The 22,921-nt window shown below is 71.2% G+C and carries 20 protein-coding genes and 3 pseudogenes; 5 read left to right on the top strand and 18 right to left on the bottom strand.

All coding sequences use genetic code 11. The features are described from left to right. Positions 1–55 precede the first annotated feature (55 nt). The 13 genes and pseudogenes from EDD92_RS41060 to EDD92_RS41000 form a co-directional block, all read right to left on the bottom strand. On the bottom strand, positions 56–4,354 hold the full coding sequence (locus tag EDD92_RS41060) for a hypothetical protein (RefSeq protein WP_123968980.1): 4,299 nt from the start codon (positions 4,352–4,354) through the stop codon (positions 56–58). A 14-nt stretch (positions 4,355–4,368) separates the two neighbouring features. Next, complete coding sequence (locus EDD92_RS41055; protein ID WP_123968979.1) at positions 4,369–5,793, bottom strand: lipase/acyltransferase domain-containing protein; 1,425 nt, start codon at positions 5,791–5,793, stop codon at positions 4,369–4,371. 327 nt (positions 5,794–6,120) lie between these two features. Continuing rightward, positions 6,121–6,945: a VCBS repeat-containing protein gene (locus EDD92_RS41050; RefSeq protein ID WP_123968978.1), complete on the bottom strand. Its 825-nt coding sequence runs from the start codon at positions 6,943–6,945 to the stop codon at positions 6,121–6,123. A 273-nt stretch (positions 6,946–7,218) separates the two neighbouring features. Further along, the gene (locus EDD92_RS41045; RefSeq protein WP_123968977.1) at positions 7,219–7,965 is read right to left on the bottom strand and encodes a PP2C family serine/threonine-protein phosphatase; all 747 of its coding nucleotides are present in this window, start codon (positions 7,963–7,965) and stop codon (positions 7,219–7,221) included. Between the two features lie 239 nt (positions 7,966–8,204). Then, a pseudogene (locus EDD92_RS41040) lies at positions 8,205–8,339 on the bottom strand (ATP-binding cassette domain-containing protein); the annotation flags it as partial. 112 nt (positions 8,340–8,451) lie between these two features. Next, a complete protein-coding gene (locus EDD92_RS41035; protein WP_123968976.1) occupies positions 8,452–9,237 on the bottom strand; it encodes an alpha/beta fold hydrolase in 786 nt (261 codons plus the stop codon). A 91-nt stretch (positions 9,238–9,328) separates the two neighbouring features. Next, positions 9,329–9,631 (bottom strand): annotated as a pseudogene (locus tag EDD92_RS41030) (MFS transporter); the annotation flags it as partial. A 22-nt stretch (positions 9,632–9,653) separates the two neighbouring features. Further along, the gene (locus tag EDD92_RS41025; RefSeq protein ID WP_123968975.1) at positions 9,654–10,604 is read right to left on the bottom strand and encodes a catechol 2,3-dioxygenase; all 951 of its coding nucleotides are present in this window, start codon (positions 10,602–10,604) and stop codon (positions 9,654–9,656) included. Further along, complete coding sequence (locus EDD92_RS41020) at positions 10,601–11,713, bottom strand: 4-oxalomesaconate tautomerase (protein WP_185124287.1); 1,113 nt, start codon at positions 11,711–11,713, stop codon at positions 10,601–10,603. Before EDD92_RS41020 ends, EDD92_RS41025 begins: the two co-directional genes overlap by 4 nt. Further along, on the bottom strand, positions 11,710–12,414 hold the full coding sequence (locus EDD92_RS41015) for a 4-carboxy-4-hydroxy-2-oxoadipate aldolase/oxaloacetate decarboxylase (RefSeq protein WP_123968974.1): 705 nt from the start codon (positions 12,412–12,414) through the stop codon (positions 11,710–11,712). The genes EDD92_RS41020 and EDD92_RS41015 overlap by 4 nt, the downstream gene beginning before the upstream one ends. Next, positions 12,411–13,160 carry a PIG-L deacetylase family protein gene (locus tag EDD92_RS41010; protein ID WP_123968973.1) on the bottom strand — a complete coding sequence of 250 codons (750 nt, stop codon included), beginning with the start codon at positions 13,158–13,160 and terminating at the stop codon, positions 12,411–12,413. Before EDD92_RS41010 ends, EDD92_RS41015 begins: the two co-directional genes overlap by 4 nt. Positions 13,161–13,348: 188 nt before the next feature. After that, a complete protein-coding gene (locus EDD92_RS41005) occupies positions 13,349–13,999 on the bottom strand; it encodes a GntR family transcriptional regulator (RefSeq protein WP_123968972.1) in 651 nt (216 codons plus the stop codon). A gap of 143 nt (positions 14,000–14,142) precedes the next feature. Further along, complete coding sequence (locus EDD92_RS41000; protein WP_123968971.1) at positions 14,143–14,646, bottom strand: MarR family winged helix-turn-helix transcriptional regulator; 504 nt, start codon at positions 14,644–14,646, stop codon at positions 14,143–14,145. 293 nt (positions 14,647–14,939) lie between these two features. Here EDD92_RS41000 and EDD92_RS40995 point away from each other — a divergent pair, with 293 nt between their 5' ends. The 3 genes from EDD92_RS40995 to EDD92_RS40985 all read left to right on the top strand — a co-directional run bounded on the left by EDD92_RS40995 (position 14,940) and on the right by EDD92_RS40985 (position 18,053). After that, positions 14,940–15,977, top strand: coding sequence for a zinc-binding dehydrogenase (locus EDD92_RS40995; protein WP_123968970.1), 1,038 nt, complete (start codon positions 14,940–14,942; stop codon positions 15,975–15,977). 307 nt (positions 15,978–16,284) lie between these two features. After that, positions 16,285–16,452: a hypothetical protein gene (locus EDD92_RS40990; protein WP_185124286.1), complete on the top strand. Its 168-nt coding sequence runs from the start codon at positions 16,285–16,287 to the stop codon at positions 16,450–16,452. 125 nt (positions 16,453–16,577) lie between these two features. Further along, positions 16,578–18,053: an MFS transporter gene (locus tag EDD92_RS40985; protein WP_123968969.1), complete on the top strand. Its 1,476-nt coding sequence runs from the start codon at positions 16,578–16,580 to the stop codon at positions 18,051–18,053. Between the two features lie 58 nt (positions 18,054–18,111). Here EDD92_RS40985 and EDD92_RS40980 read toward each other — a convergent pair whose 3' ends face one another. From EDD92_RS40980 to EDD92_RS40965, 4 genes are read right to left on the bottom strand one after another with little or no spacing between them, the layout of a single operon-like run. Continuing rightward, entirely contained in the window at positions 18,112–19,194 is a 1,083-nt protein-coding gene (locus tag EDD92_RS40980) for a maleylacetate reductase (RefSeq protein WP_123968968.1), read from the bottom strand. Then, positions 19,191–20,057: an intradiol ring-cleavage dioxygenase gene (locus EDD92_RS40975; protein ID WP_123968967.1), complete on the bottom strand. Its 867-nt coding sequence runs from the start codon at positions 20,055–20,057 to the stop codon at positions 19,191–19,193. Before EDD92_RS40975 ends, EDD92_RS40980 begins: the two co-directional genes overlap by 4 nt. A 26-nt stretch (positions 20,058–20,083) precedes the next feature. After that, the gene (locus tag EDD92_RS40970; RefSeq protein WP_123968966.1) at positions 20,084–20,677 is read right to left on the bottom strand and encodes a hypothetical protein; all 594 of its coding nucleotides are present in this window, start codon (positions 20,675–20,677) and stop codon (positions 20,084–20,086) included. 49 nt (positions 20,678–20,726) lie between these two features. Further along, a complete protein-coding gene (locus EDD92_RS40965; RefSeq protein WP_123968965.1) occupies positions 20,727–21,239 on the bottom strand; it encodes a hypothetical protein in 513 nt (170 codons plus the stop codon). A 127-nt stretch (positions 21,240–21,366) separates the two neighbouring features. Between EDD92_RS40965 and EDD92_RS40960 the strand changes: the two are divergent. Next, positions 21,367–21,597: pseudogene (locus EDD92_RS40960) on the top strand (cupin domain-containing protein); the annotation flags it as partial. 54 nt (positions 21,598–21,651) lie between these two features. Beyond that, positions 21,652–21,888 (top strand): cupin domain-containing protein, encoded by a 237-nt coding sequence (locus EDD92_RS52550; RefSeq protein ID WP_399185531.1) that lies wholly within the window; start codon positions 21,652–21,654, stop codon positions 21,886–21,888. On the opposite strand, the gene EDD92_RS40950 is transcribed toward EDD92_RS52550, so the two are convergent. Continuing rightward, entirely contained in the window at positions 21,878–22,882 is a 1,005-nt protein-coding gene (locus tag EDD92_RS40950) for a LacI family DNA-binding transcriptional regulator (RefSeq protein WP_123968964.1), read from the bottom strand. The two genes, EDD92_RS52550 and EDD92_RS40950, sit on opposite strands and share 11 nt — an antisense overlap. Positions 22,883–22,921 lie beyond the last annotated feature (39 nt).

The following is a 22,921-nucleotide window of genomic DNA, read 5'->3' as shown; positions in this document are numbered from 1 at the left end:
CCTCTTGCCAGCCGGATCAGGAGCATCGTCGTAAGGGCAGTGGACTGATGGCGCGTCAGAGGTGGGGTCTGATCACGGCGACGCCCTGGTCGGTGGCCAGTGCCAGGTTCGGGCCGAGTGCCGCGAGTCCGTGGATCGCCAGGTCCACGGAGATGACGAGGCGTTCGGTCCAGGTTGCCGGGTCCCAGATCCGGACGGTGCGGTCGTTGCTGCCTGTGGCCAGGAGGGTGTGTCCGTCGGGCGCAGTGAACGCCGTGACCGCCTGGACGGCGTCGGAGTGGGCGGCCAGAGTCCGTACGGTCTCCTTGCCGCTGGCGGGGTCCCAGACGCGCACGGTGCGGTCCTCGCCACCCGTGACGAGCAACGTGCGCTCGTCCACCGATGCGAGAACCAGCATTGTTCGTACTGCACCTGCATGGCCCTGCAGGGGCGCTTGCTCCTCCCGTCCGGTGACGGGATCCCAGATACGCACGGTCCCGTCGTTGCCAGCGCTGGCGAGTAGGGGGCGTCCGTCCGACGCGGTGAAGGCGCTGACGGCGCGCACGGCGCCGGTATGCCCCAACAGCGGTGCCGAGATCTGTTGTCCGGTGACGGGGTCCCACAGGCGCACCGTGCGGTCGTCGCCGGTCACCAGGAGCGTTCCTCGGCCCGGTGCGGGGAATGCCGCGATCGCTCGCACCGCACCGGTGTGGCCCATGAGCGACAGTGCCCCGTGCCGCCTGGCCTCCAGGTCCCAGATCTCCACGAATGTATCGCCGCTGCAGACGGCCAGAAGGGTTTGCCCGTCCGGCCCGGTGAACGACGTGAGCGCCTTGACGCCGCTCCCGCGTCCGCGCAGGGGGGAGCCGATCTCCCGGCCCGTGGCCGCGTCCCAGATCCGAGCCGTGTCGTCGTCCCCTCCGGTGACGAGGAGTGTGCGTCCGTCGGACCCGGTGAACGCCACCACCGCGCCCACCTCTTGAGCGTGACTGCGCAGGGCCGGTGAGGCCTGTCGACTCGTGACCGGGTCCCAGATGCGGACGGTGCGGTCGTTGCTGCCTGTCGCGAGAAGGGTACGTCCGTCGGGCCCGGTGAACGCCGTGATCGCGCCGATCCACTTGCCGTGACCATGTCCGTAGAGAGGTGGTGCGGTCTCTCGTCCGGTGGACGGGTCCCAGAGCCGGATCGTCTCGTCGTCGCTGCAACTGGCCAGCAGCGGGCGCCCGTCAGGCCCGAGGAACGCGGTCAGCTCGCCGATCCAGTCGGTGTGTCCCTCGAGCGGTGGCAGCGTCTGGCGGCCGGTGGCCGGGTCCCAGATGCGGATCGTCTCGTCGTCGCCACCGCTGGCGAGCAGTACGTATCCTTCGGGCGTGGTGAACGCCACCAGCGTCTGGACGGCGCCGACGTGGCCTTCGAGAGGTGCGATCGTCTGGCGGCCGGTGGCCGGGTCCCAGATGCGGATCGTCTCGTCGTCGCCACCGCTCGCAAGCAGCATGAGTCCGTCGGGCGTGGTGAACGCCGTGAGGGCCTGGACCGCGCCGATGTGCCCGGACAGCGGCTGTGCGGTCTCCTGGCCCGTGGCGGGATCCCAGATGCGGACCGTGCAGTCGTCGCCGCCGGTGGCGAGGAGCGTGCGTCCGTCGGATCCGGCGAAGACGGTCACCGTCTGCACGGGGCCCTCGTGACCCACCAGGGGTGAGACGGCGGTCTGGTCCGCCGTGGCCGGGTTCCAGATGTGCACCGTGCCGCTGTCGGTGCCGGTGGCAAGCAGCGTGCGCCCGTCCTGAGTGGTGAAAGCCGCCACCGCCCGTAAGGGACCGGTGCCGCTGTCCAGAGGGGAAGTCGTCTGCTCGGCCGTGGCCGGATCCCACAGACACAACGTGCCGTCGTCGCCGGCGGAGGCCAGCAGCGTCCCCGCTTTCGGCGATGCAAAGGCCGTCACTGCCACGACCTCGCCCTGGTGTCCCTGCAGCGGGAGGTGGAGGGGCCGCCGCTGGAGCCGGGCCCAGGCCAGGGACCACGTTGCCTGCGGGTCGGGCGTCTGACGAGGAGGGGTGCTCTGGTCGGTGCAGCGCGCCGTGGCCAGCTCACGCAGGCCACGCCGGTCACCGGCCGACGCGTCGGCGAGCCGGTCGTACGCCGCGACCACGCCGGCGACGGCGGGCGGCAACGCGAAGCGGCCGAAGCCGGTGAGGTTGGCACCGCCGCGCACGGCCGTTGCGTCCAGCCGGTCCAGCAGACGGGGGCGGGCGGCCAGAACCTGCCAGGCCGCGAGGCCGCCGAGAGCAGCGTGATTGGCCAGGTGGTGACGCACGTAGGGATTCGGCACTTCGTCGGGGACCCGGGCATCGGCCTGACCGGCGAGCCGGGCGGCGATGCGCCGGTGGCGGTCGTCGCTGGCCGGCGGCGGCGTAGGCCGCGCGAAATGCTCGACGAAGGCGCGATGTGCGAGGCGATACACCGTCTGATCGGACTCGGTGGCGGCCATGAGGTAGGGGGCTCCGCCGTCGATGAGTCGGACGATGTCCTCACCGGTGATCGGCACTACGCCGTCACGGGGCATGAGCGCGGCGGCCGTAGTGGACCAGATGTCGTCCCGGTCGGGCAGTCCGAGGCCCTGTGAGAGTGCCAGAGCCTCCAGCAGGTGGCGATGGGCCGGGTTGACGGCGGTGAGACGCTGCACTGCACGGGCGAAGAGTCCCCTGTGGTCGCTGTCGAGGAGCGGCGCAGGGTCGTGCGCGAGGCCCTGATCGTGGAGGATCTCGTGGACGGCCAAGCGGGCGAAGAGGAACTCGCGGTCGACGCGGCCGAGGGCGTGGACCGTGCGTTCGATGTCTTCCTGGCCGGCCTCAAGTGCGCCGCGTCCGTGGGCCGTCTGCAGGCGGCGGCGGATGTAACGGGTCGTGGCCTCGCGGTCGCGCCTCACCACGAGCACTTTGTCGCAGGGGTGGTCGAAGCCCTCCGTGACCCCGAGAGCGTCGAGGAGATCCTCGTCATCGGGGGCGGGGAGGTCCGGGCCCTCCCGGGTGGAGCGACGGGTCCCGACGACGACCCGGGCCCCTGGTGTACGGGCCAGCGGGCGCAGCACCTCCTCAGCGATGACCAGGGGCAGATGGGCCTCGTCGAGGGCGTCCGCGAGCAGGGTGAACGTCTTGGCGTCCTCGCCCCGAGCTCTTCTGAGATGCCGGTTCGCCAGACGTCCCGTGAGCCAGGCCACCTGGGAGTCGAAGGGATTGTCGGCAGGCAGCGACTCGCCCACCGCAGAGGCGATGCGGTCGAGCAGGGCCTGGGGTGAGACACCCGTGAGATGGACGGCCAGGTCGAACGCGCCAGTAGGGCGGGGCGTTCCCGGCGGAAGGTCGGAGAGATGGCCCGCACGGGAGAGGGGTTCGGTCAGCTCAGGGCGGGTGTGGATCAGGACGTGCCCGAGCAGTGCCGACTTGCCGGAGCCGGCCGGGCCGGTGACCACGAGCAAACCTTCCCGTGTGGTGTCGAGCCAGGACAGGACGTCGTAGCGTTCGGTCTCTCTGCCCTCGAAGTACCAGGCCTGTTCGCCCAGTTCGCCACCCGCGGCCTTCTCGACGAAATGACGACGCTCGTCGGCGGTGAGCGCAGCGAGGGCTCTGTCGATCTCGGCCTCGGTGTCGAGCGGTGCCTGCATCCGGCCCACCACGGTCGGGTGGGTGCGCCTGAGCGCCGCCCGGCTGTGCGTCCGCGCATAGGCGACGGTGTCCCCCATGGCGCAGTTGATCTGCTCGGCCAGGGCATGGAGACCGATGGTGTCGTGCGTGCGGAAGGTCACGGTGAGCAGACGGTCGAGGATCTCGCGGAAAGAGCCGAGGGTCGTACTGCCGTCGTGCGAACTGGCGACGAGGATGAAGTCGCTGACGTCCGGGTCCAGGATCGCCTGGCTGCTCATCAGCTCGATGAAGCGGCGCGACTTGCAGGCGTCGACGACGACGGCGGCCCAACCGGGATCCTGCTGCGACTGTCTCTTCTTGAGGTGCTGCAGAATCTCCAGATGGGAGATGCCGTTCGTGTCGAGCGGCCGGGGACTCTTCGCGTGGGCGAGCAGGGCGTGGAAGGCGCCGTCGCTTGCGCCGTGTCCGATCCAGTACAGGACGGTGTCACACCTGGTGCGGTTGGCGGACCATGCGGCGAGGCGGTCGTGGACGACGTCGGGACCTCGGCCTTCCTGCGAAGTGTGCCAGGCGTCGGTCTCGGCGCCGAACGGAGTCAGCAGAGCGGCGACCGCCTCGACCTCCGGTTCCGTGGGCAGCGCGGGGTGGTTGTCGTAGTGGCCGATGTCCACGGGGAAGAACTGCAGCAGCCTGCCGACGTACCGGTCGTCGTCCTGGATGTCCTGTGGGGCCATGGGGTGTGCGGGTCTCAGATCGGTTTTGTGGGATCGAGGGCGAGGACGAGTTGGGTGAGGGGCGAGGTGCCGTCGGTGGTGACCCGTATCCGGTACAGGCCGGGGGCGGGCAAGGTGATGGAGGCGGCCACTCCGCCGTCGTGCCAGCCCAGGCGCCCGGTGCCGACGCGTCGGTCGGTCTCGGCGTCGTGGACCGAACAGGCGATGCCGGCATGGCTGTCCAGTTCTTCGCCGGGTGCGGGCCTCAGGTGCGCGAGCCAGGGCCGGCCCGCCTCCACGCAGTCGGGCAGGTCCAGGCCGATGCCGCCGACGCCGAGGGCGGGGCCGAGGTCCTGGTCGCGCTCGGTGAGGATCGCGCGGATATGGGCGAGGGCCACGCCGTCCTTGGCCAGGGCGCCGTGCTGCAACGGGAGCCACGTCACGCTCTCCCTTCCGGGGAGAGCGGCGGCGTCGCGGTAGACGGTGCCGTCGCCCGCCCGGTCCCGGCGGAGGGGAAGCCCCGTGGCCGGGTCGCGCGCCAGCTCGCCGTCGCCGTTGCGCTCGAAGGACTCGTACTGCTCGTACACCACCCCGCCTTCCAGACGCAGGCTCTGCGCAGTGGGCTGAGCAACTCCGACGAGCGCACGGTGTCCGGGCAGGACCGGTGCGCCGGGGGCGCGCATGCGCCGTTGGAAGTCCTGAGCCTGCGCGGCCAGTTCCTTGTCGCCGCCGAGTTCGGCGACGTCGGACGGGGAGAGCCGGAGTGCGTCCCCGCCCGCGTCGACGCACCGGTAGCCCGGCAGCAGGTCGTGTACGCCCGGCAGAGTCCTGGCCAGGGCCTGCATGCCGCGCCCGGGCAGGGCGGGCAGCGGGTCGGAGCGGTTGCCGCCCAGGATGACGGCGGCCTTGACCGAGCCGAGGAACGGTGTCCCGAGGGTGACGACACAGCGGGTGTCGGCGTCGAGATCGCTCCCATGGGCCGCGGCATCGGCGAACGCGGCACGGGTGACCAGGCCGCCCATGGAGTGGGCGACGAACACCAGGCGGGCCTCCCGTCCGTCGGGGTGCATTCGGCGCGCCCTGCGGTGGGCCTCGCTGTCGCGCCAGGCGACAAGGTGGCGGTGAGCAGCCTCGGCCAGCAGTGCGCCGTTGACCTCGACCGACAGCCGCCAGTCGTAGGCGAACGCCAGCACGGCAGCAGGGTCGGCCACGGCATCCCGTACGGTCTTCAGCAGGTGGTCGTAGGGTTCCAAGCCATGCAGGAAGGGCGCCCAGGCCGGAAACCGCAGCAGCCCGGCGGGCTCGACACGGCCGTAGCGCCCCGATCGCTCGCTCTCGTCCAACTGCAGCGGCCGCAGTGCCGCGCTGCGCCCCTGCCACGCCGACAGCAGCCAGCTCGGATCCTGCAGTCCCCATAAGAGCCGCCGGGCCCCCGTGGCTTCTCGTAACGCACTTCCCATGATTCCCGGCACCACGACCACCGCGTCATGTGTGATGTCCCGGGTGATCGGCGGCTGCCCCGTCCACGGCCTCGGCAGCGGCGCCGACGCGAGCTCTGAGCGATGCGTACCCCGAGGCGTCATATCAGGGACTGTAGCCAGCGCACACGGCAGGGGAGACGAAAACCCGAGTCTGGAAGCGTACTTGGTGCAGGTCGTCGTCAACGCCCCGTCCGTCGGCGTCGGTCGCAACTTCGTCGATCACGCCGAGAGGCTGCCCGGATCGCAGTGCTCGGGCCAATCCGGTCATGCCGCGGTGGTCCTCGTCCATGGTCCGGTTTCCGTGCTTCATGGAGACGTCGGGCACTGGCCCAGGTCGGCCCACCCGTCCTTCTGCTCGGCGAATTCCTGTGCCCACCGAGGCAGCGGCTCATCCGGCACCACCAGGTCATGACCGAGTTTCTGTCCCTGGTATGTCTCGAATGCGCCGTCTCCGGTCGTCTGGTGAACCAGCAGCCGGGCGGGGCCCGGGTTGGCGCCGGCACTGGGCCGGGTGCCCGCCACCGCGCGTAGACCGTCGATGTAGTAACCGTGGCTCATCCGGATCGAACCCCGGCTTCTGCCCTTGAGGTCACGGCCCAGCGGCCCCCAGCGCACTTCGTGCATGCTCGCCGAGTCGACCGGATCGTCGCTCTCGGGGAGTGCGGTGTACGTGACCGCCATGTCCACGCGGCCGTCGTGGTCGAGATCTCCGAACGCGGCCCGGAAGCCCTCCTCGGGTGATGCGTGGGCCTTCAGGCGCCCTTTCGCCGTGGTGACGATCGACCACACGGGCTGCCGGGCCCGCTTGTTGCCAGGCCCCTCGAACGTGACGACCGTGCGCCCGTCGCGGTCCTTGCTGTCGTACACCTCGTCCACCACGCCGTCGCCGTCCACGTCCGCGTACAGCGTCCGCCCGTCCGGCGAGGCACAGATCGGCTGTAGTTTGCCGGGGTGGCGCACGTGGGGGTCCGCGCTCGTCTCCTGGCCCGTGGGCCACGCGTACCAGCCCACCCCCACCGCTGCGATCACGGCGATCGAACCGACCCACAGCCATCTGCGACGCCGGGCTACCTGGGCGCCGGGCGCGTTCACGGACGTGTTCTTGCGCCCGGATATGTCGTCACCACGCATTTGAGGACCCTAGCGGCAGGAGGGCTGCAGCAGGCTGATGCCGTGGGCGGCGAGGAAACGGTCGAGGCCGGTCGCGATGCGGGCGCCGGCCGCCAGGATCAGCACGCCCCGCCTGTCGGCCGCCAGGTGCGGCTCCCGCAGTCGGAAGTATTCGTCTGGCCGTACAGCGGTCGGCTGGCCTGCCTGGCGACGCCGCCATCAGGCCTGATCAAGGCCAGCCACTGCCTGGTGACAAGCGCGGCACCAGCCGTGAAATCACGATCTACAGCGGAATCATCGTTCGTCCGCAACCCGTACGACCGCCAGCGTGATGTTGTCGGGCCCGCCCGCAGCAATCGCGGCCTTCCACAGCTCGAAGGCCGCCCGGCCGTCGTTGTGGTCCCTCAGCAGCTCCTCGATGACGTTCGGCGTCAGCGGGTCGGTCAGGCCGTCCGTGCAGACGAGGTAGCGGTCGCCGGGTGAGAGGGGCGCCGACGTCACATGGGGGCTGATGGCCCGGTAGCCCGGGCTGCCGCCCAGGCACTGGGTGACCAGGGACGTGGTGCGCTGCCCGGGGGCGAGCGGTGGGCTGTCGTCCACGCTCACCTGGCGCAGGCCGTCGCGGGAGGCGGCGAGGACCCGGCTGTCGCCGACGTTGAAGATCAGCAGCGAGCCGGGCCGTACGACGATACCGGCCACCGTCGTTCCCATGGCGGTGAGCTCGCTGCCCTCTGCCGCGGCCTGGTACACGGCACGGTTGCAGGCGTTCAGCACGGCCCGCACGGTTTCCTCGTCGTCCAGGGCAGGGCCGATCGACGCAATCCGGCGGGCGACCAGGGCGCTGGCCACGTCACCGCCGGGATGCCCGCCGAGACCGTCGGCGACCGCGACGACCAGGGGCGTCCCGAGCGGGAAGACCAGGGTCTGCGGGCTCTCGGTCACGGTGGCGCACAGGGTCCACGGCCCGACGACGAGGCTGTCCTCGTTCCGCTCGCGCAGCAGCCCGGGATGGCTCACCGCACTCACCGCGACGTACTGCATGGAGCGCCACCACCGCCTTCCCGCGTCGGACGCACCAGGGGATGCCAGGACATACCACTGGAGGACGCACCCCCGCTGCAAGTCTAGGAGCGGCTCGTCGTTTCTGCTGGTCAGCAGCCCTCTCCAGGCGTCAGCCGCTCACGCCCCCAGGTAACGCAGCACCGCCAGCACCCGACGGTTCATGTCCTGAGAGGCCGCAGCCGTCGTGCAGGTCCCGCTCCAGTCGGCGCAGCAGGGCCGCGCATGGTGGTGGATTTCCCGGACCCGTTGGGGCCGAGGAAGCCGGTGACGGCGCCCGGCCGGACATCGAAGCCGAGGTCGTCGACGGCGAGGGTGGACCCGTGGCGTTTGCTGAGACCGCGCGCTTCGATCACGGCTGCTCCCTGGTGGCGGCTGTACTCGTGCCGTCGAAGCCAGGCGCGCGCCGCGACGCCCGGAACGCGGTTGACCTCCGTGTTCACCTGGGGATTTCCCCCAGCCTGAGCTTCAGCGCGTCGCGGCGGCCGCCTCCACGATCACGTCGGCGACCCGTGCGGGCTGCTCGACCAGTACGGCGTGCCCGGCGTCGGGCACGGTGACCATCCGGACCTGCGGGCAGGCCGTAAGGCCCCGCCGCTCGACGTCGGTCAGGCCGATCTCGTCGTGGTCGCCGCGCACCACCCAGGCCGGGACGGCGGCCTCGCACAGCCGTGGGACCAGTGCCGGATACCGGTCCAGGTATTCGTAGTAGCGCCGCACGATGCGGCGGCAGGTGGCCGGGTCGTTGTCGGCCATGTCCGCCGCCAGCGCCTCGGCGCGGTGTGCGGGCATTTCGCGTTTCATGGCCTTGGGCAGCATCTTCAGCATGCCGGTCCAGGCCGCGATGCCGAGCCCGGGCACCCGCCCGAGGGTGTTCATCACCCCCAGGAACTTCGCCTCGTCGCCGCGCGAGAAGGTGGGCGACAGCAGCACCAGCGGTCCGTGGAACAGGCCGGCCGCCGCCATCTCGATCACGACGTTCGCTCCGAGGCTGTGCCCGACGGCCACGTCGCAGCCCGATTCGGCGGCGAGGTCCGCCATCAGCCGGGCGTAGTGCTCCATGCTCACGTCCTCGGGCGCCGTGGTCCCGCCGAATCCGGGCATCGTGGCCGCGACCAGCCCCAGTTCCGCCAGCGCCGGTTCGGCCATCACATCGGCGTAGAACTCGGTCGAGCACAGCCCGCCCGGAATCATCAGCACCCGGTGCGGTGCCTGCTCCGGCCCCGCACGGCGGACATCCCACCGCTCGCTCATACTCCGAGCCTGACGCCAGACGCCGGCCCCCGCATCCGCTGCGGGGGCCGGCGTCCGTCCTCCTGCCCCGTCACGGGGGTACGGCCGCTGGTCAGTGGGCGGTGACCAGCTCCTGGCCGGTGCTGCTCGGGGTGCCGGGCTTCGGGCTGCGCAGTGCCGCGATGCCGATGAAGACCATGGACGACAGGCCGGCCAGCGCGACGGCGGTGAAGCCGAAGTCGCCGTTGCCCGCGGCGAGCAGCTGGCCGCCCAGCCACGGCCCGAAGACGGCGCCCAAGCGGCCCATGCCGGAGGTCCAGCCGACGGCGGTGGCGCGGTTGTCCGGGGTGGAACGGATCGAGACCGTCGCATAGATCATCGTCTGGGCGCTGTTGAGGAAGACGCCAGTGAGGAATTGCGCCGGGGCGACAGGGCCGTCAGGCCACCGGCGGCGTCCCGTGCGTGTGGAACGACTCGATGGTCTTCAGGCCCCAGGCCTGCCCCTTCTTCCGCTCCTCCTCGGTCCAGGTGATCAGCGGCCAGTCGGGCGCGAGCACGAGGCGGGTGAGCGGGTTGCACAGCTCGATGCGGTTGCCGCCCGGCTCGTAGACGTAGAGGAAGAACGTCTGCTGGATGGCGTGCTTGTGCGGGCCCGTCTCGATGAACACGCCCGTGTCGATGGCGAGATCGGCGGCGCGCAGGATGTCCTCGCGGGTGTCGGTCGCAAAGGCGATGTGGTGCAGCCGCCCGGTCGAACCGGTCCAGTCCTCGGTGTAGACGACGTCGTACGACTTGTTCGTGTACGTCAGCCAGCGCGCCGCGATCCGGCCGGAGTCGAGCCGGATCTGCTCGGTCGGCCGCGCCCCCAGTACGTGTTCCTGGAACTCGGCGCTCGCGAGCACGTCGGCCGCGAGGAAGTTGATGTGGTCCAGTCGCCGCACACCGACACCCCGGTTGGGCTTGGCCTGCGGCTGGTTCTTCAGCGCGGGCCTGAGCTCCTCGGGCGCCCGGTAGTGCTCGCTCTCCCAGTAGAGGGCGTGCTCGTGCCCGTCGGGGTCGGTCGTCAGGTACAGCTTGCCGAGGCCGGGTTCGTCCTCGACCCACTTGCCGGAGCCGCCCGCCTCCTCGATCGCCTTGATACGGCGGTGCAGCGCCTCCTCGCTGGAGGTGCGCAGGGCGAGCCGGCCGAGGCCGGGCTGTTCGCGGGCGGTGAGGACGAGGCTGTGGTGCTCGTAGTCGTCGAAGGTCCGCAGATAGACCGTGTCGGCATCCTGCCCGTTGACGGTGAGGCCAAGGTAGTCGGTGAAGAAGGCGACGCTGGCGTCCAGGTCGGGGGTGAAGAGCTGGGCGTGGCCGATATGGGCGATGTCGCCGAGCGGCGGGGTCATCGGTGACCTCCTCGGGGGTGCGGGGGGATGGGTGCCGTCTCGGCGGGCCGCGGGAAGACGGTGCCGTCGAAGATCTTGCGGGCCGTACGGACCACGGCTGTCCGGCGGGCGGCGGGCAGGCCGTCGGGAGTGGTGGCCAGGCTGCTTTCGATGTCCAGGAATCCGGTGGGGTGTTCGATACGGATACGGTCGCTGCCGGCATCGAGCCGTGCGAGTTCCGCGGCCACTGCGCCCTCGATCCGCAGGCCGGCGGCCACACTGGCCGCGCCGAGCACACCGATCGACGTATGGCAGCGCACCGGGATGAAGGTGCGGGTGGAGATCGCGCCATCGCCGCGGGGCGGTGCGAGCAGGGTGAGCTTGGGCACGGTGGTGTCGGAGACGTCGCCGAGGCCCATCAGCCGGCCTGCTTCCAGGCGGATTTCACGCAGCCGGTCGGCGAGCGCTAGGTCCTTCTCCAGGTCCTTGGGCGACTCGTAGCCGGTGACCTTGAGGGACGAGGCGGCGATGAGCACCGTCGGCATGCCGTTGTCCACGCACGTCACGGGTGTGCCGTCGAGGTCGTCCCGGACCTTGCCGGTGGGCAGCAACTTCCCTGCCCCGGCCGGGAATTCGATGACCACGGGTGCGGCCGTCCCCGGCACGCCCGAGATCTCGGCGTCTCCCGTGTAGTCGACGCGACCGCCGGGGGTCGGGAAGGTCGCCGTGGCGAAGTCGCCGGTGTTGACCATGCGGATGCGGACGGAGGTCTCCTCCTCGCCCGCCGTCACCAGACCGCGTTCGACGGCGAACGGCCCGATGCCGGCGAGAATGTTCCCGCAGTTCTGACGGTCACTCACTTCTGCTCGGTCGACGGCGACTTGGAGGAAGAGGTAGTCGATGTCGGCGCGCGGATCGGCCGAGACGGACACCACGGCCACCTTGCTGGTGAGCGGGTGGGCCCCGCCGAGCCCGTCGATCTGCCGCTCGTCGGGGCTGCCCATGATGCGCAGCAACAGCGCGTCACGCAGGGCCGGTTCGGCGGGGAGGTCGTCGGCGAGGAAGTAGGCGCCCTTGGAGGTGCCGCCCCGCATCAGCAGACAGCGGACCTCCTCGGGCCGACCGGTCACGGCCGCTCCCCCGCGTACTCCTCGTACGTCCGGTACTCGACACCGAGGCGTTTGAGGGTGTCCCTCAACCCGTAGCGGTCCAGGCCGAGTTGGCCGTCGAGGAAGGCGGCGCGGGTGGCCGCCTCCTTGGCCTCGCGGGCCTCCGCCTTCTCCGCCGTCTCGCGGGCGCGTTCACGGGGTACGACCACGACGCCGTCGTCGTCGGCGAGGATCACGTCGCCGGGGCGGATCACCTGGCCGTCGATGGCGATCGGCACATTGACGCTGCCGCCGGTGGCCTTGACGGTGCCCTGCGAGGACACGGCCCGGGACCAGGCGGCGAAGCCCATGTCCCGCAGCTCCTGGGTGTCGCGGATCCCCGTACTGAGGACGACACCCCGCACGCCGCGCTGCTTCAGGGCGGTCGCGAACAGCTCGCCGAACAAACCGTCCGTGCAGGGCGAGGTGGTGGTGACGACCAGGATGTCGCCCTGGCCGCACTGCTCGACGGCGGCATGGATCATGAGGTTGTCGCCGGGCCAGCCGATCACGGTGACGGCCGTACCCGCGACTCGTACACCCTGCTGGACGGGTCGGATGTCCGGGCCCAGCAGGCCGGTTCGGCCCATCGCCTCGCTGACGGTCGCCACACCGAAGCCGGCCAGTGCCTCGACATCCTTCGCGTCGGCCTTCGGCGGGTTGGTGACGATCACGCCGCTCATGCCAGCTCCTTCGCGATCTGCGGGAACGGCCGCATGTACGCCTCGGCCATGGTGTTGTGCGCGAGGCCCAGGTTCGGGCCGGCGTTCCGTTTGAGCTGGACGCCGCGGCGGACGGCGAGGTCCGTGTAGTACGCCCACAGGTGCTGCTGGGCGGCCAGGCACTCCATGGCCTTGCGCTTGGTGTCCCACACCTCGGTGATGTCGAGGAGGACCTCGGGCCTGAAGCCGCTCATCTCGGGCTGGTGCGGCTCGAAGTAGAAGACGGGCGGGGCACCGATGATGTCGCCCTCGCCCGGGTAGCCGATGGCCTGGGCGAGGATGCGGGCCTGAAGCGCCATGCGGTTGGCCGCGGGGTGGTCGCCGTTGTAGGGGTCCTCGACCGGGTGGGTGAGCACCACGTCCGGCTGGGTCTCGCGGTAGACGGCGACGAGCTGGTCGGTCAGCTCGGCGGTGGGGATGAGCGGGTAGTCACCGGCGTCGAAGAAGCGGACCTCGGCGCCGAGAGTGGTGGCGGCGCGCTCGGCCTCGTCCCGCCGTATCGCCTTGATCTCGTCGAGCTTCCCGCCCTCGCGCCATGCCTTGGCGGACTCGCCGCGCTCGCCGAAGGTCAGACAGGCGATGGTGACCTTCTCCCCGCGGACGGCGGCCAGGGCGATGGCGCCGCCCGCCCGCCACACGAAGTCCCCGGCATGCGCCGTGACGACGAGGGTGGACCGTGGGGAGGCGGGCGCGTTGGCCTGGGTCATGCTGGCATCTCCCAATGTTCTGGGCGGCTCACCTCCGGGGTGCTCCAGCCGGTGTCGAGGCTGCGACCGTGCTCAGCCCTTCGGGCCTCCGCGCGCTCGCAGCCTCGACACCGGCACACCCCTTAGGCTCGCTCGCCTTGGTGACAGGTGGGCGCCCGCCCTGTCAGCGGCTCTCGGCCGCGCGGCTGTCAGTCGCGCAGCGCCTCGATCACGCTGGTGAGGTGGGCGCGGACGGCCGTCTCGGCCGCCTGCGGGTCCCTGGCTCCGATCGCCTCGATCATCGCCAGGTGCTCGTTCAGGGAGTGCTGCGGACGCCCCGGCCGCAGCGCCAACTGGAAGCGGTGTCGCACCAGTTGGGCGTTGAGCCGCTCCAGCAGGTCCACGGCCGTCTGTTGGCCGGAGAACTCGCGCACCTTGGCGTGCAGCTCCTGGTTGAGCTCGGAGTAGGTCACCGGCTCACCGTCGGCCACGGCCTTGGTCATCGCCGTGCCCAGCTCCGTCAGCTCGGCGAGCTGCTCGTCACTGGCGGCGACGGCGGTCTTCGCCGCGCACAGCCCTTCCAGGACCATCCGGCACTCGGTGATGGCGACCGCTTCCTCCACGGTCACCACCCGCACCCGCGAGCCGCGGTTGCGGATCCGCTCGACGAGGCCCTGGGCCTCCAGATCGATGAGTGCCGCGCGGATGCTCGCCCGTGTCACACCGAACTGCTCGGCGAGTTCGTTCTCCACCAGCCGCTGAGCCGGTGCCATCTCGCCATGCAGGATCGCCTGCCGCAGCTGCGCGAGCGCATGCTGTTTGGCCTGCTCTCCGGTGCTCGGACGGGCTTCTTTCGGCATCGCTGCCCTCCCTGAGTGAGCGCCTGTCGAACCTAAATCTAGCCAGACAAGATTGTCAACAATTTTGTCCGCCACATTGCGGGCATGCTTCGACACCTCCTGCCGCGAGAGAAGCGGGAGGCCCAGGGGTACGTCAGAGCCGGTCAGACGGCCGCAGGCCCCGGCAGCGGATCCTCGGCGTGGGCGACGAAGTCGTGCACCAACCGGCGAAAGAGCGCGGCAAGCTGCTCCAGGTCCTCCCCCGACCAGTCGGCCAGGGCCATCTGCAGCCCGCGGCGGTTCACCTCGCGGATGCGGTCGACCGTCGCCAGGCCGAGGTCGGTGATCTGGACCCGCTGGGCCCGCCGGTCGTCCGGGTCGGCGATCCGCACCACATGGCCGCCCTGCTCCAACTGCCGCAGCTGCCGGGTGACATGCGAGGCCTCCACGGACAGCCGCACCGCCAGCACTCCGGGGCGCATCGGCTCGCTCTCGGCGATGTGCCGCAAGATGGCGACGGCGGCCCGGTCGAGCGTCAGTCCCGCCATGGCCATCAGGCGCTCGTGCTGCCGCGCCCGGCCGGCCAGGTAGGTGACGCACGTGAGCGCCCGCTCGATGTCGTTCACGTTCGCCGGGACCGACGCTGAGGCGGATCGCTGCACTGGCATGCGCCGAGGGTAAATCTAATTGCCTGACTTAAGCAATATGAAGGTGGTTGCTTGACTTAAGTAATGTGACAATGCTTGCCTGAGTCAAGCACGCCAGTGGGACACAGACCGGGGCCGCACCGAGCGGATGCGGCCCCAGCGCGCCGGCTCCGTGGGGACGGGGAACGGCGCAGTCATCGGGTCCGGCCGTCGGCACACTCCCCCGGCCGGCGCCGGGCCCGGTGACACCTCACGGCTCCGCCCACCGACACCCCTCACTCACCTCACCCCGCCCCCGGAAAGCGAGTCTGCCGATGACCACCATGAAGTCCGTCAGGACCGGCGCCCAGAACCACATCGACCTGGTCGACGTCGAGCGTCCCGCGCCGGGGCCGAAGGACGTGCTGGTCAGGATCCGCGCCTGCGGCATCTGCGGCACCGACACCTTCTTCCTGCATCTCGGCGGCATGCCCGCCGGTGCCGACGGGTCGATGCGCTCCATCCCGCTGGGCCACGAACCGGCCGGCGAGATCGTCGAAGTGGGCGCCGAGGTCACCGAGCTGAAGGTCGGCGACCGTGTGGTGGTCAATCCGCAGGGCGTGCCCTCCGGGATCATCGGCTGCGGCGGCGAGCACGGCGCGATGAGCGAGTACCTGCTGCTGGAGAACGCCGAGATCGGCAGGACGGTCGCCGTCTTCCCCGACACCGTGCCCTTCGACGTCGCCTCGCTGAACGAGCCGATGGCGGTCGCCCGGCACTGCGTCAACCGCTCCGAGGCCAAGCCTGCCGACAAGGTCGTCGTCTTCGGCGCAGGCCCCATCGGGCTGGGCGCCACAATCTGGCTGAAGCTGCGGGGCGTGGAGCACGTGGTCGTCGCCGACGTCATCCCCGAGCGGCTGGAGACGGCGCTCGCGGTCGGTGCGGACGCCGTCATCAACTCCGCCACCGAGGACGTCACCGCCCGGCTGACCGAGCTGCACGGCGCTGCCGCGAACGCGCTCGGGCAGCCCCGCACAGGCACAGACATCTACATCGATGCCGCCGGGGTCGCGGCCGTTTTCAACGCCACGGTGGATGCCGCCAAGTGGGGCGCCAAGCTGGTGATGGTCGCCGTGCAGAAGAAGGGTGCGGACATCGATCTCGGCGGGATGCTGCGCAGTGAGCTGACGCTGGTCGCCTCGCAGGGGTATCCGACGGAGATCTTCGAGGTGACGCCGGAGATCGTGGAGCACCATGAGCGGTTTGCGAAGCTGATCAGCCATCGTGTGCCGTTTCTTGAGGCGGAGCGGGCCTTTGAGCTGGCGATGACGCCGGGGGCGGCGGAGAAGGTCGTTGTCACCTTCGAGGCGTAGTCGCTCCGCGGGGGCGCGACGGATCGTTCTTTGGCTGCGGCGCCGTCGTGGTTGATCGCGCAGTTCCCCGCGCCCCTTCAGGGGCGCGGCTGGCCATTACCCGTGGCGGCACACCCGGCCCCGCACCACCGTGATCGTGACCCTGGCGAGCGCCGCGGTCACCTCCACACTCGGCCGTCTCCTCACAGGAGCGTGCCGAGCATGCCGAGCAGACCCGGGAGGAGGAGACTCGGCGCCGGGTCCCGGGGCTCGTCCACTCCCGGGCCCGGCTGGCGGTGACGGTCGCCAACGCGGGCGCCCAGTGCCGGTGTCGTCTGCTCCCCCGGGCGGCGGTTACGGCGTCATGGGCATGCGGGAACGGGCACGTTCGGTCAGCGGTCGCTGCCATGCGGGGCCGCGGGCCCGGGGCGGTTTCGAGGTGGTCACCGAGCTGCCGCTCGAAGCGCAGCAGCGGGAGGAGACCGCGGCCCGCTGAACCGCCCTCCCCGCGTGGGCCTCGTCACATGGGCCGGCCCTCCGGAGTCGTTCACTTGCTTAACTCAATCAATCCCTCTTATGCTTGCGTAAGTCAAGCAATAAGCCCTTGCTGGAGGCCCCGCCATGTCCGAAGCGCTCGCCCGACCCGCCGCCGCGGGGGCATACGCCCCGCACAGGCCGAACGCCGTGGTGGCGGTGCTGGCCCTGGCCGGAATCGTCGTCTCGCTGATGCAGACCCTGGTCATCCCGATCGTCCCGGAGCTGCCGACCCTGCTGCACGCCTCGGCCTCCAACACCGCCTGGGCCGTCACCGCCACCCTCCTGGCGGCCGCGGTGGCCACCCCGGTCGTGGGCCGCCTCGGCGACATGGTCGGCAAGCGGCGGATGCTGCTGGTCAGCATCGTGCTGCTGGTCTCCGGTTCGGTGGTCTGCGCACTGGCCGACTCGCTCGTCCCGATGATCGTCGGTCGTACGCTGCAGGGCCTCGCCGCCGCCGTGGTGCCGCTGGGCATCAGCATCATGCGGGACGCACTGCCCGCCGAGCGGCTGGCGGGTTCCACCGCGCTGATGAGTGCCTCTCTGGGTGTGGGCGGAGCGTTGGGTCTGCCGGCGGCCGCGTTCATCGCCGACAAGTGGGACTGGCACATCCTGTTCTGGACCTCGGGCGCCCTGGGTGCCGTCGCCTTCCTGCTGGTGCTGCTGATCGTGCCCGAGTCCAAGGTGCGCACCGGTGGCCGCTTCGACCTGGTCGGCTCGCTCGGTCTGTCCGCCGGTCTGGTCTCCCTGCTGCTGGCCGTGTCCAAGGGCGCTGACTGGGGCTGGACCAGTGGCACGACCCTCGGCCTGGGCACCGCCGCCGTCGTGATCCTGCCGGCCTGGGGCTGGTGGGAGCTCAAGGCCAAGCAGCCGCTCGTCGATCTGCGTACGACCGCCAAGCCGCAGGTGCTGTTCACCAACCTGGCTTCGGTCGCCCTCGGGTTCTCGATGTTCGCGATGTCCCTGGTGCTTCCGCAGCTGCTGCAGCTGCCGACCCAGACCGGCTACGGGCTGGGCAAGTCGATGCTGACGGTCGGTCTGGTGCTCGCCCCGCAGGGCCTGGTCATGATGGTCATGTCCGCCGCGTCCGCGAAACTCACCCAGGCCAAGGGCCCGAAGGTCACGCTGATGATCGGCGCATTGATCGTGTCCGCCGGCTACGGCCTGAACATCCTCCTGATGTCCGAGGTCTGGCACCTCGTCCTGGTCTCCTGCATCATCGGCGCCGGTATCGGCTTCACCTACGGCGCGCTGCCCGCCCTGATCATGGGCGCGGTCGACCCGTCCCAGACCGGTGCGGCCAACAGCCTCAACACGCTGATGCGGTCCCTGGGTACGTCGTTCGCCAGCGCCCTGGCCGGCGTCATCCTGGCCCAGCTGACCACCGACTTCGGCGGTCACGCCCTGCCCTCGGAGAACGGCTTCAAGGTCGTCATGGCGATCGGTGCCGGAGCCGCCCTGCTCGCCTTCCTGGTCGCCTCCTTCATTCCGCGCCGGCAGCCGGCGGCGCAGGCCCCGAAGGGCGCGCCCGAGCAGGTGGAGGCCGCAGCCGGGCAGGCATGAGGCCCGGCCGTCCGGCGGATGCCGTCGTCCCGCTCCCGCGGGCGGCGGCCCTTCCGCGTCAGGCGGCGGGGAACACCGGTGCCGCGCCCTCGTACGCCGCCCGCAGCACGGCGAGCGCCCCGTCGACCGTGACCTCGCGGGGATTGGCGTAGGCCTGGCCCGCGGTCTGCGCGGCCGCCACCGCCAAGTCGCCTTCCTTCAGGCCGAGTTCGGCAAGGGAGCGGGGTGCGCCGAGGCGTCCGGCCAGCTCCCGCAGGGCGTGCGGGGCGTCGTCCGCGTCGAGGGCTCGGGCGACGGCGGCCGCCGCGTCCGGGGCCGCGGACGCGTTGTACGCCAGGGCGTACGGCAGGACCACGGTGTGGGTCTCGGCGTGGGGCAGGCCGAAGGTGCCGCCGAGGACGTGGCACAGCTTGTGGTGCAGGCCCATGGTGGTGGCGCCGAGGCAGGAGCCGCACAGCCACGCGCCGTACAGGGCACGGCCGCGGGCCTCCAGGGCTTCCGGGTCGGCGGCCACCTCGGGCAGGGCGTCCGCCATGGCCCGTACGCCCTCCTGGGCCATCAGCGCGATCAGGGGCGAGGTGTCGGGGGCGTACAGCGCCTCGACGGCGTGGGCGATGGCGTTGATCCCGCTGGTGACGGAGAGCGGCACGGGCAGGGAGAGGGTGAGTTCGGGGTCGTAGACGACGCTGCGCGGCAGGACTGCGGGGTCGCGGCCGGTGCGTTTGGCGCCGTGTTCGGTCAGGCCCCAGACCGGGGTCATCTCCGAACCGGAGTAGGTGGAGGGCACGGCGATCAGCGGCAGGCCGGTACGCAGGGCGATCGCCTTGCCGAGGCCGATCGAGGAGCCGCCGCCGACGGCCACACAGCCGTCCGCACCCGCCGCCCGGGCCGCCTCGACGCCCCGGTCGGCGACCTCGACGGGCACATGCATCCGGGCACCGTCGTGCAGGCCCGCGCAGGCGGGGCCCAGCGAATCGGCGACCGCGCGTGCCGTCTGTGCGCCGTGGCTGCCGCACACCACCAGCAGTCGGCGCAGGCCGAGCGCCGCGGCCTCGCCGGCGGTCGCGGTAGTGGCGGCCCCGGGCCGGAAGACGACCCGCACGGGCCGGGACTCGTAGGAGAAGTCGAGGCGGTGCTTCACGAATGCTCCAGTACGAGGTCGAAGCGGGCGTGGCGGAACGGGTTCGGGACGCCGAACTCCCGCGCCAGGGAGGAGTCATCCGTTCGGGTGAACTCCTGGACCAGGCTCGGCTTGACGGCGAACACCGCGTCCGAGTCGAGGTAGTCGCTGCCCGCGACGAAGATGTGCGTGGTCACCGGTGCATGATCTTCGGCCGAGGCGATGAAATGGATGTGTGCGGGCCGGTAGGGGTGGCGGGCGGTCGCGCGCAGCAGGTCGCCGACCGGGCCGTCGGTGGGGATCGGGTACGGGCTGGGAACGCAGGTACGGAACCAGAAGCGGCCCTCCTCGTCCGCGGTGAACAGCCCGCGCCCGTTGCCCGGAGGCTGTACGTCCGGGCGCTGGACGTCGTAGAAGCCGTTTCCGTCGGCCTGCCAGACGTCGACGACCGCGCCCGGCAGCGGAGTTCCGTCCCGGGACAGAACACGGCCGCTGACCACGCACGGCTCGCCGCCGCCCACCAGGTCGATGTCGGCGCCGAGTTCGCGTGCCGGGGACTCGGTCATGTGGAAGGGGCCGAGGACCGTCGACTCGGTGGCTCCGGCGGCGCGGTCGCCGTTGATGGTCTCGACGAGCATCGACAGGCCGAGGACGTCCGACAGGAGGATGAACTCCTGCCGGGTGTCCGTGCACGTCTGCCCGGTCGCCGTGAGGAAGCCGATGGCCCGCTCCCACTCCTGCTGCGTCAGCCGGGTCTCGCGGGCGAAGGCGTGGAGGTGGCGGATCAGGCCGGTCAGCAGTTCTCGCAGGCGCGGGTCGGTGGTGGCGTGCAGACTTCGTACCGCCTCGTCCGTGACCGCCGTGTCGGTGGCGTCGGTGGTCATGTCGGCTCCCTTCACCGGTGCGCGGGTCAGCCGAACCAGACGACGAGCCGTACGTCCTCGTCGCCGTACCTGGCCGCCAGGTCCCGCATGGCGCTCCATACCTGTGCCCAGCATCCCTCGTCCGGCGGGGCGAGCATCCGCGCCGTGAGGATCACGGGGCGGTGCGCCACGTCGTCCAGGCGCACCTCGGCGCCTGGCGGCCACTCCGGCGGGGCCAGAAGCAGGTTTCCGCCGAACGTGTCGGCGGCCGCCGCGCGCAGGCCCGGAGTCACCCGCACGAGTTCGTCACCGTCCGGCAGGGTCCGCACCGCCCAGTTCCAGGCCGGGCCGTGGGCGAGCGGGGCGTCCCAGTCGACCGCCTCGACCTCGGCCCAGGTGGCATAGGTGTGGTCGTGCTGGAAGTCCCCGATGGCCGACTCCCGTACCGGATCGGAGATCCCGTCCGGCAGGCCGCGGCCGGCGAAGAGCGGACGTTCCACGTCCCCTGCCCCGCGAACGCCGAAGAGACACTCCCAGGCGACGTAGTCCCGGGGCGGCTGGAAGTCCAGCAGATCGGCCGTGAACCGCCAGTGCCCGTCGGGCGAGCGGCTTTCGATGACACCGTCGATGTCCGTACCCACGAGGGATGACCATACGACAGTCCGGGCGCCAATCGGCCCCCGGACGCCGTTACTTGATGATGGCGTTCGCGACGACCACGACGACGCCGAGCAGCGCGTCGACCACTCCGGTGCCCACGGCGACGGCCCAGGAGCGTCCCGACCCTCGTGCCGTCACCAGCCCCAGGCCGAACAGCAGTCCGATGTTCAGCGTGAACGCCGGATCCTCCACCCCGTCCGCCGGCCACCAGCCCCAGCCCGCCCCCGCGAGGATCGCCACGGTCGGCAGCACCGCCGTGACCAGGGGCCACTCGTCGGCGAGGGCGCGCAGGGCGTCCCAGCGGCGGTGCGGTGCGCGCTCGGCGATGTAGTGGGCGTAGCCGTGGGCGAGGGCGGAGGCGAGCGCGGTCACCAGCAGCCAGATGGCGTCGTAGCGGCGGCTGACGCGGGAGCTGTGGCCGTACTGGCTGAGCGCCGCGACCATCGAGCAGGCCAGTACGGCGCCGTAGACCCCGCCGAAGAGGACGGCCTCGCGGGTGTCGTGCTGTCGTCGCTCGGGGACGGCGGTCGTTGTCTGCGCCATACACTCCACGATCGCCCGGCACCCGCCCGGCCGCCAGTCGCGACCCGACGAAGTGTCCTCCCACCTGGGGCGATGGCGCACACAGTGTCCATGCACGGCCCACGGACGGTCTCGCTAGGGTCGGCCCATGACGCACAGCTTCGTTGTTCACATCCCCGACGCCGAGCTCGAGCCCGAGCCCCTCGACCCGGAGCAGATCGTCTCCGGGACGCCGGAGGTGACCGGGAAGGTGGTGTGGGAGTCGGCGGACGGCCGTCAGGTCCGCGGGATCTGGCAGATCACGCCGGGCGTCGTCACCGACACGGAGGCGGACGAGCTGTTCGTGGTGATCAGCGGGTCGGCGACCATCGAGGTCCAGGCCCTGTCGTCGAACTCCCGTCGTCCGCCCGGAGGGCGGGCCTGGCGGCGTCTGGTGCGTGCGATCGCAAGGCGCCGGAGCGCCCTCGTGGCGGAGCCACGTGGGCGTTTCGGCAACGCGGCGAGCGTGCGTGCCAGACGCCGCCAGGCAGGCGGGAGTTCGACGACAGGGCCTGGGGGCGGGCCGACACTGACGGTGGGGCCCGGGGACATGGCCGTCCTGCGTGCGGGCGACCGTACGACGTGGACGGTGCACGAGACGCTGCGGAAGGCGTACGCCATCAGTCTGTGAGCGGTGCCGCCGTGGTGCCGCGGATCTCCAACGTCGGTGCCGTCAGGTGGAGTCGGCCCGCTCCCCCGGCGTGTTCGAAGCGGTCCAGGAGGCAGCGGGCGGCGCGGCGGCCGACCTCGTGGCTGCCGTTGTCGACCGTGGTCAGCCAGACGTGGCGCAGCCGGGCGATGCTCGTGTTGTCGTAGCCGACCACGGACACGTCCTGTGGGACGCGCAGTCCGAGCTCCTCGGCCGCCGAGAGCGCGCCGACGGAGGTGATGTCGTTGACGGCGAAGAGGGCGGTGGGCCTCTGCGGGCGGCTGAGCAGCCGGACGGTGGTGCGGTAGCCGCCCTCCTCGGTCATGTCTGCGGCCTCCACCAGAGCCTGGTCGGCGAGGCCGTGTGCCCGCATCGTCGCCTCGAAGCTGCGGCGGCGCAGTTCGCCGACGGCGCCGTAGCCCGCGATGTGGGCGATGCGGCGGTGGCCGAGGCCGATGAGGTGTTCGGTGACCAGGCGGGCGCCCCGCTCGTCGTCGCCCGCCACGACGTCCACGCCCGCCGGGGCCGGTTCGCGGGCGCCCGCGACGACGACCGGGATCCGCTCGGCGGCCGTGCCGAGGGCGGCCGGGTCGGGCAGGGTGCCGACGACGACCAGGCCGTCCACCCGCAGGTCGAGGAGCGGGTCGGCGGGGTCCTGGCCGGTGCGGCGGTTGAGGCGGGCATCCGCGAGCAGCATGCGCAGGCCGTTGTCGTGCAGCAGTGAGTTGAGGCCGTCGAGCAGGTCGACGAACCAGGGGTTGCGCAGGTCGTTGAGGAGCACGCCGACCGTGCGGGTGCGCTGCTCGCTGAGGCTGCGCGCGGCGGCGTTGGGCCGGTAGCCGAGTTCCCGCACCGCCCGCAGCACGGCCTCCCGCTTCTCGGGCCGCACCTGCTCGGAGCCGCGCAGCACGAGCGAGACCAGCGACTTGGACACCCCGGCCTGCTCGGCCACGTCGCGGATCGTCGGCGGTTTCATGTTGTGGACCGTTCCATGGGCTGGTAGGGCTTGTCAAAG

The organism is Streptomyces sp. TLI_185 (assembly GCF_003814765.1).
Lineage (GTDB): Bacteria > Actinomycetota > Actinomycetes > Streptomycetales > Streptomycetaceae > Streptomyces.
This window is presented reverse-complemented; position numbering and strand designations above follow the sequence as displayed.

Excerpts from the sequence above, each read along its gene's own strand:
- EDD92_RS41005 (WP_123968972.1), bottom strand. The coding sequence starts at position 13,999 with ATGCCGAAAGAAGCCCGTCCGAGCACCGGAGAGCAGGCCAAACAGCAT.
- EDD92_RS41015 (WP_123968974.1), bottom strand. The coding sequence starts at position 12,414 with ATGAGCGGCGTGATCGTCACCAACCCGCCGAAGGCCGACGCGAAGGAT.
- EDD92_RS41050 (WP_123968978.1), bottom strand. The coding sequence starts at position 6,945 with ATGCGTGGTGACGACATATCCGGGCGCAAGAACACGTCCGTGAACGCG.
- EDD92_RS41025 (WP_123968975.1), bottom strand. The coding sequence starts at position 10,604 with ATGACCCCGCCGCTCGGCGACATCGCCCATATCGGCCACGCCCAGCTC.
- EDD92_RS41035 (WP_123968976.1), bottom strand. The coding sequence starts at position 9,237 with ATGAGCGAGCGGTGGGATGTCCGCCGTGCGGGGCCGGAGCAGGCACCG.
- EDD92_RS40985 (WP_123968969.1), top strand. The coding sequence starts at position 16,578 with ATGTCCGAAGCGCTCGCCCGACCCGCCGCCGCGGGGGCATACGCCCCG.
- EDD92_RS41000 (WP_123968971.1), bottom strand. The coding sequence starts at position 14,646 with ATGCCAGTGCAGCGATCCGCCTCAGCGTCGGTCCCGGCGAACGTGAAC.
- EDD92_RS41055 (WP_123968979.1), bottom strand. The coding sequence starts at position 5,793 with ATGGGAAGTGCGTTACGAGAAGCCACGGGGGCCCGGCGGCTCTTATGG.
- EDD92_RS40995 (WP_123968970.1), top strand. The coding sequence starts at position 14,940 with ATGACCACCATGAAGTCCGTCAGGACCGGCGCCCAGAACCACATCGAC.
- EDD92_RS41010 (WP_123968973.1), bottom strand. The coding sequence starts at position 13,160 with ATGACCCAGGCCAACGCGCCCGCCTCCCCACGGTCCACCCTCGTCGTC.
- EDD92_RS40950 (WP_123968964.1), bottom strand. The coding sequence starts at position 22,882 with ATGAAACCGCCGACGATCCGCGACGTGGCCGAGCAGGCCGGGGTGTCC.
- EDD92_RS41060 (WP_123968980.1), bottom strand. The coding sequence starts at position 4,354 with ATGGCCCCACAGGACATCCAGGACGACGACCGGTACGTCGGCAGGCTG.
- EDD92_RS41045 (WP_123968977.1), bottom strand. The coding sequence starts at position 7,965 with ATGCAGTACGTCGCGGTGAGTGCGGTGAGCCATCCCGGGCTGCTGCGC.
- EDD92_RS40975 (WP_123968967.1), bottom strand. The coding sequence starts at position 20,057 with ATGACCACCGACGCCACCGACACGGCGGTCACGGACGAGGCGGTACGA.
- EDD92_RS40965 (WP_123968965.1), bottom strand. The coding sequence starts at position 21,239 with ATGGCGCAGACAACGACCGCCGTCCCCGAGCGACGACAGCACGACACC.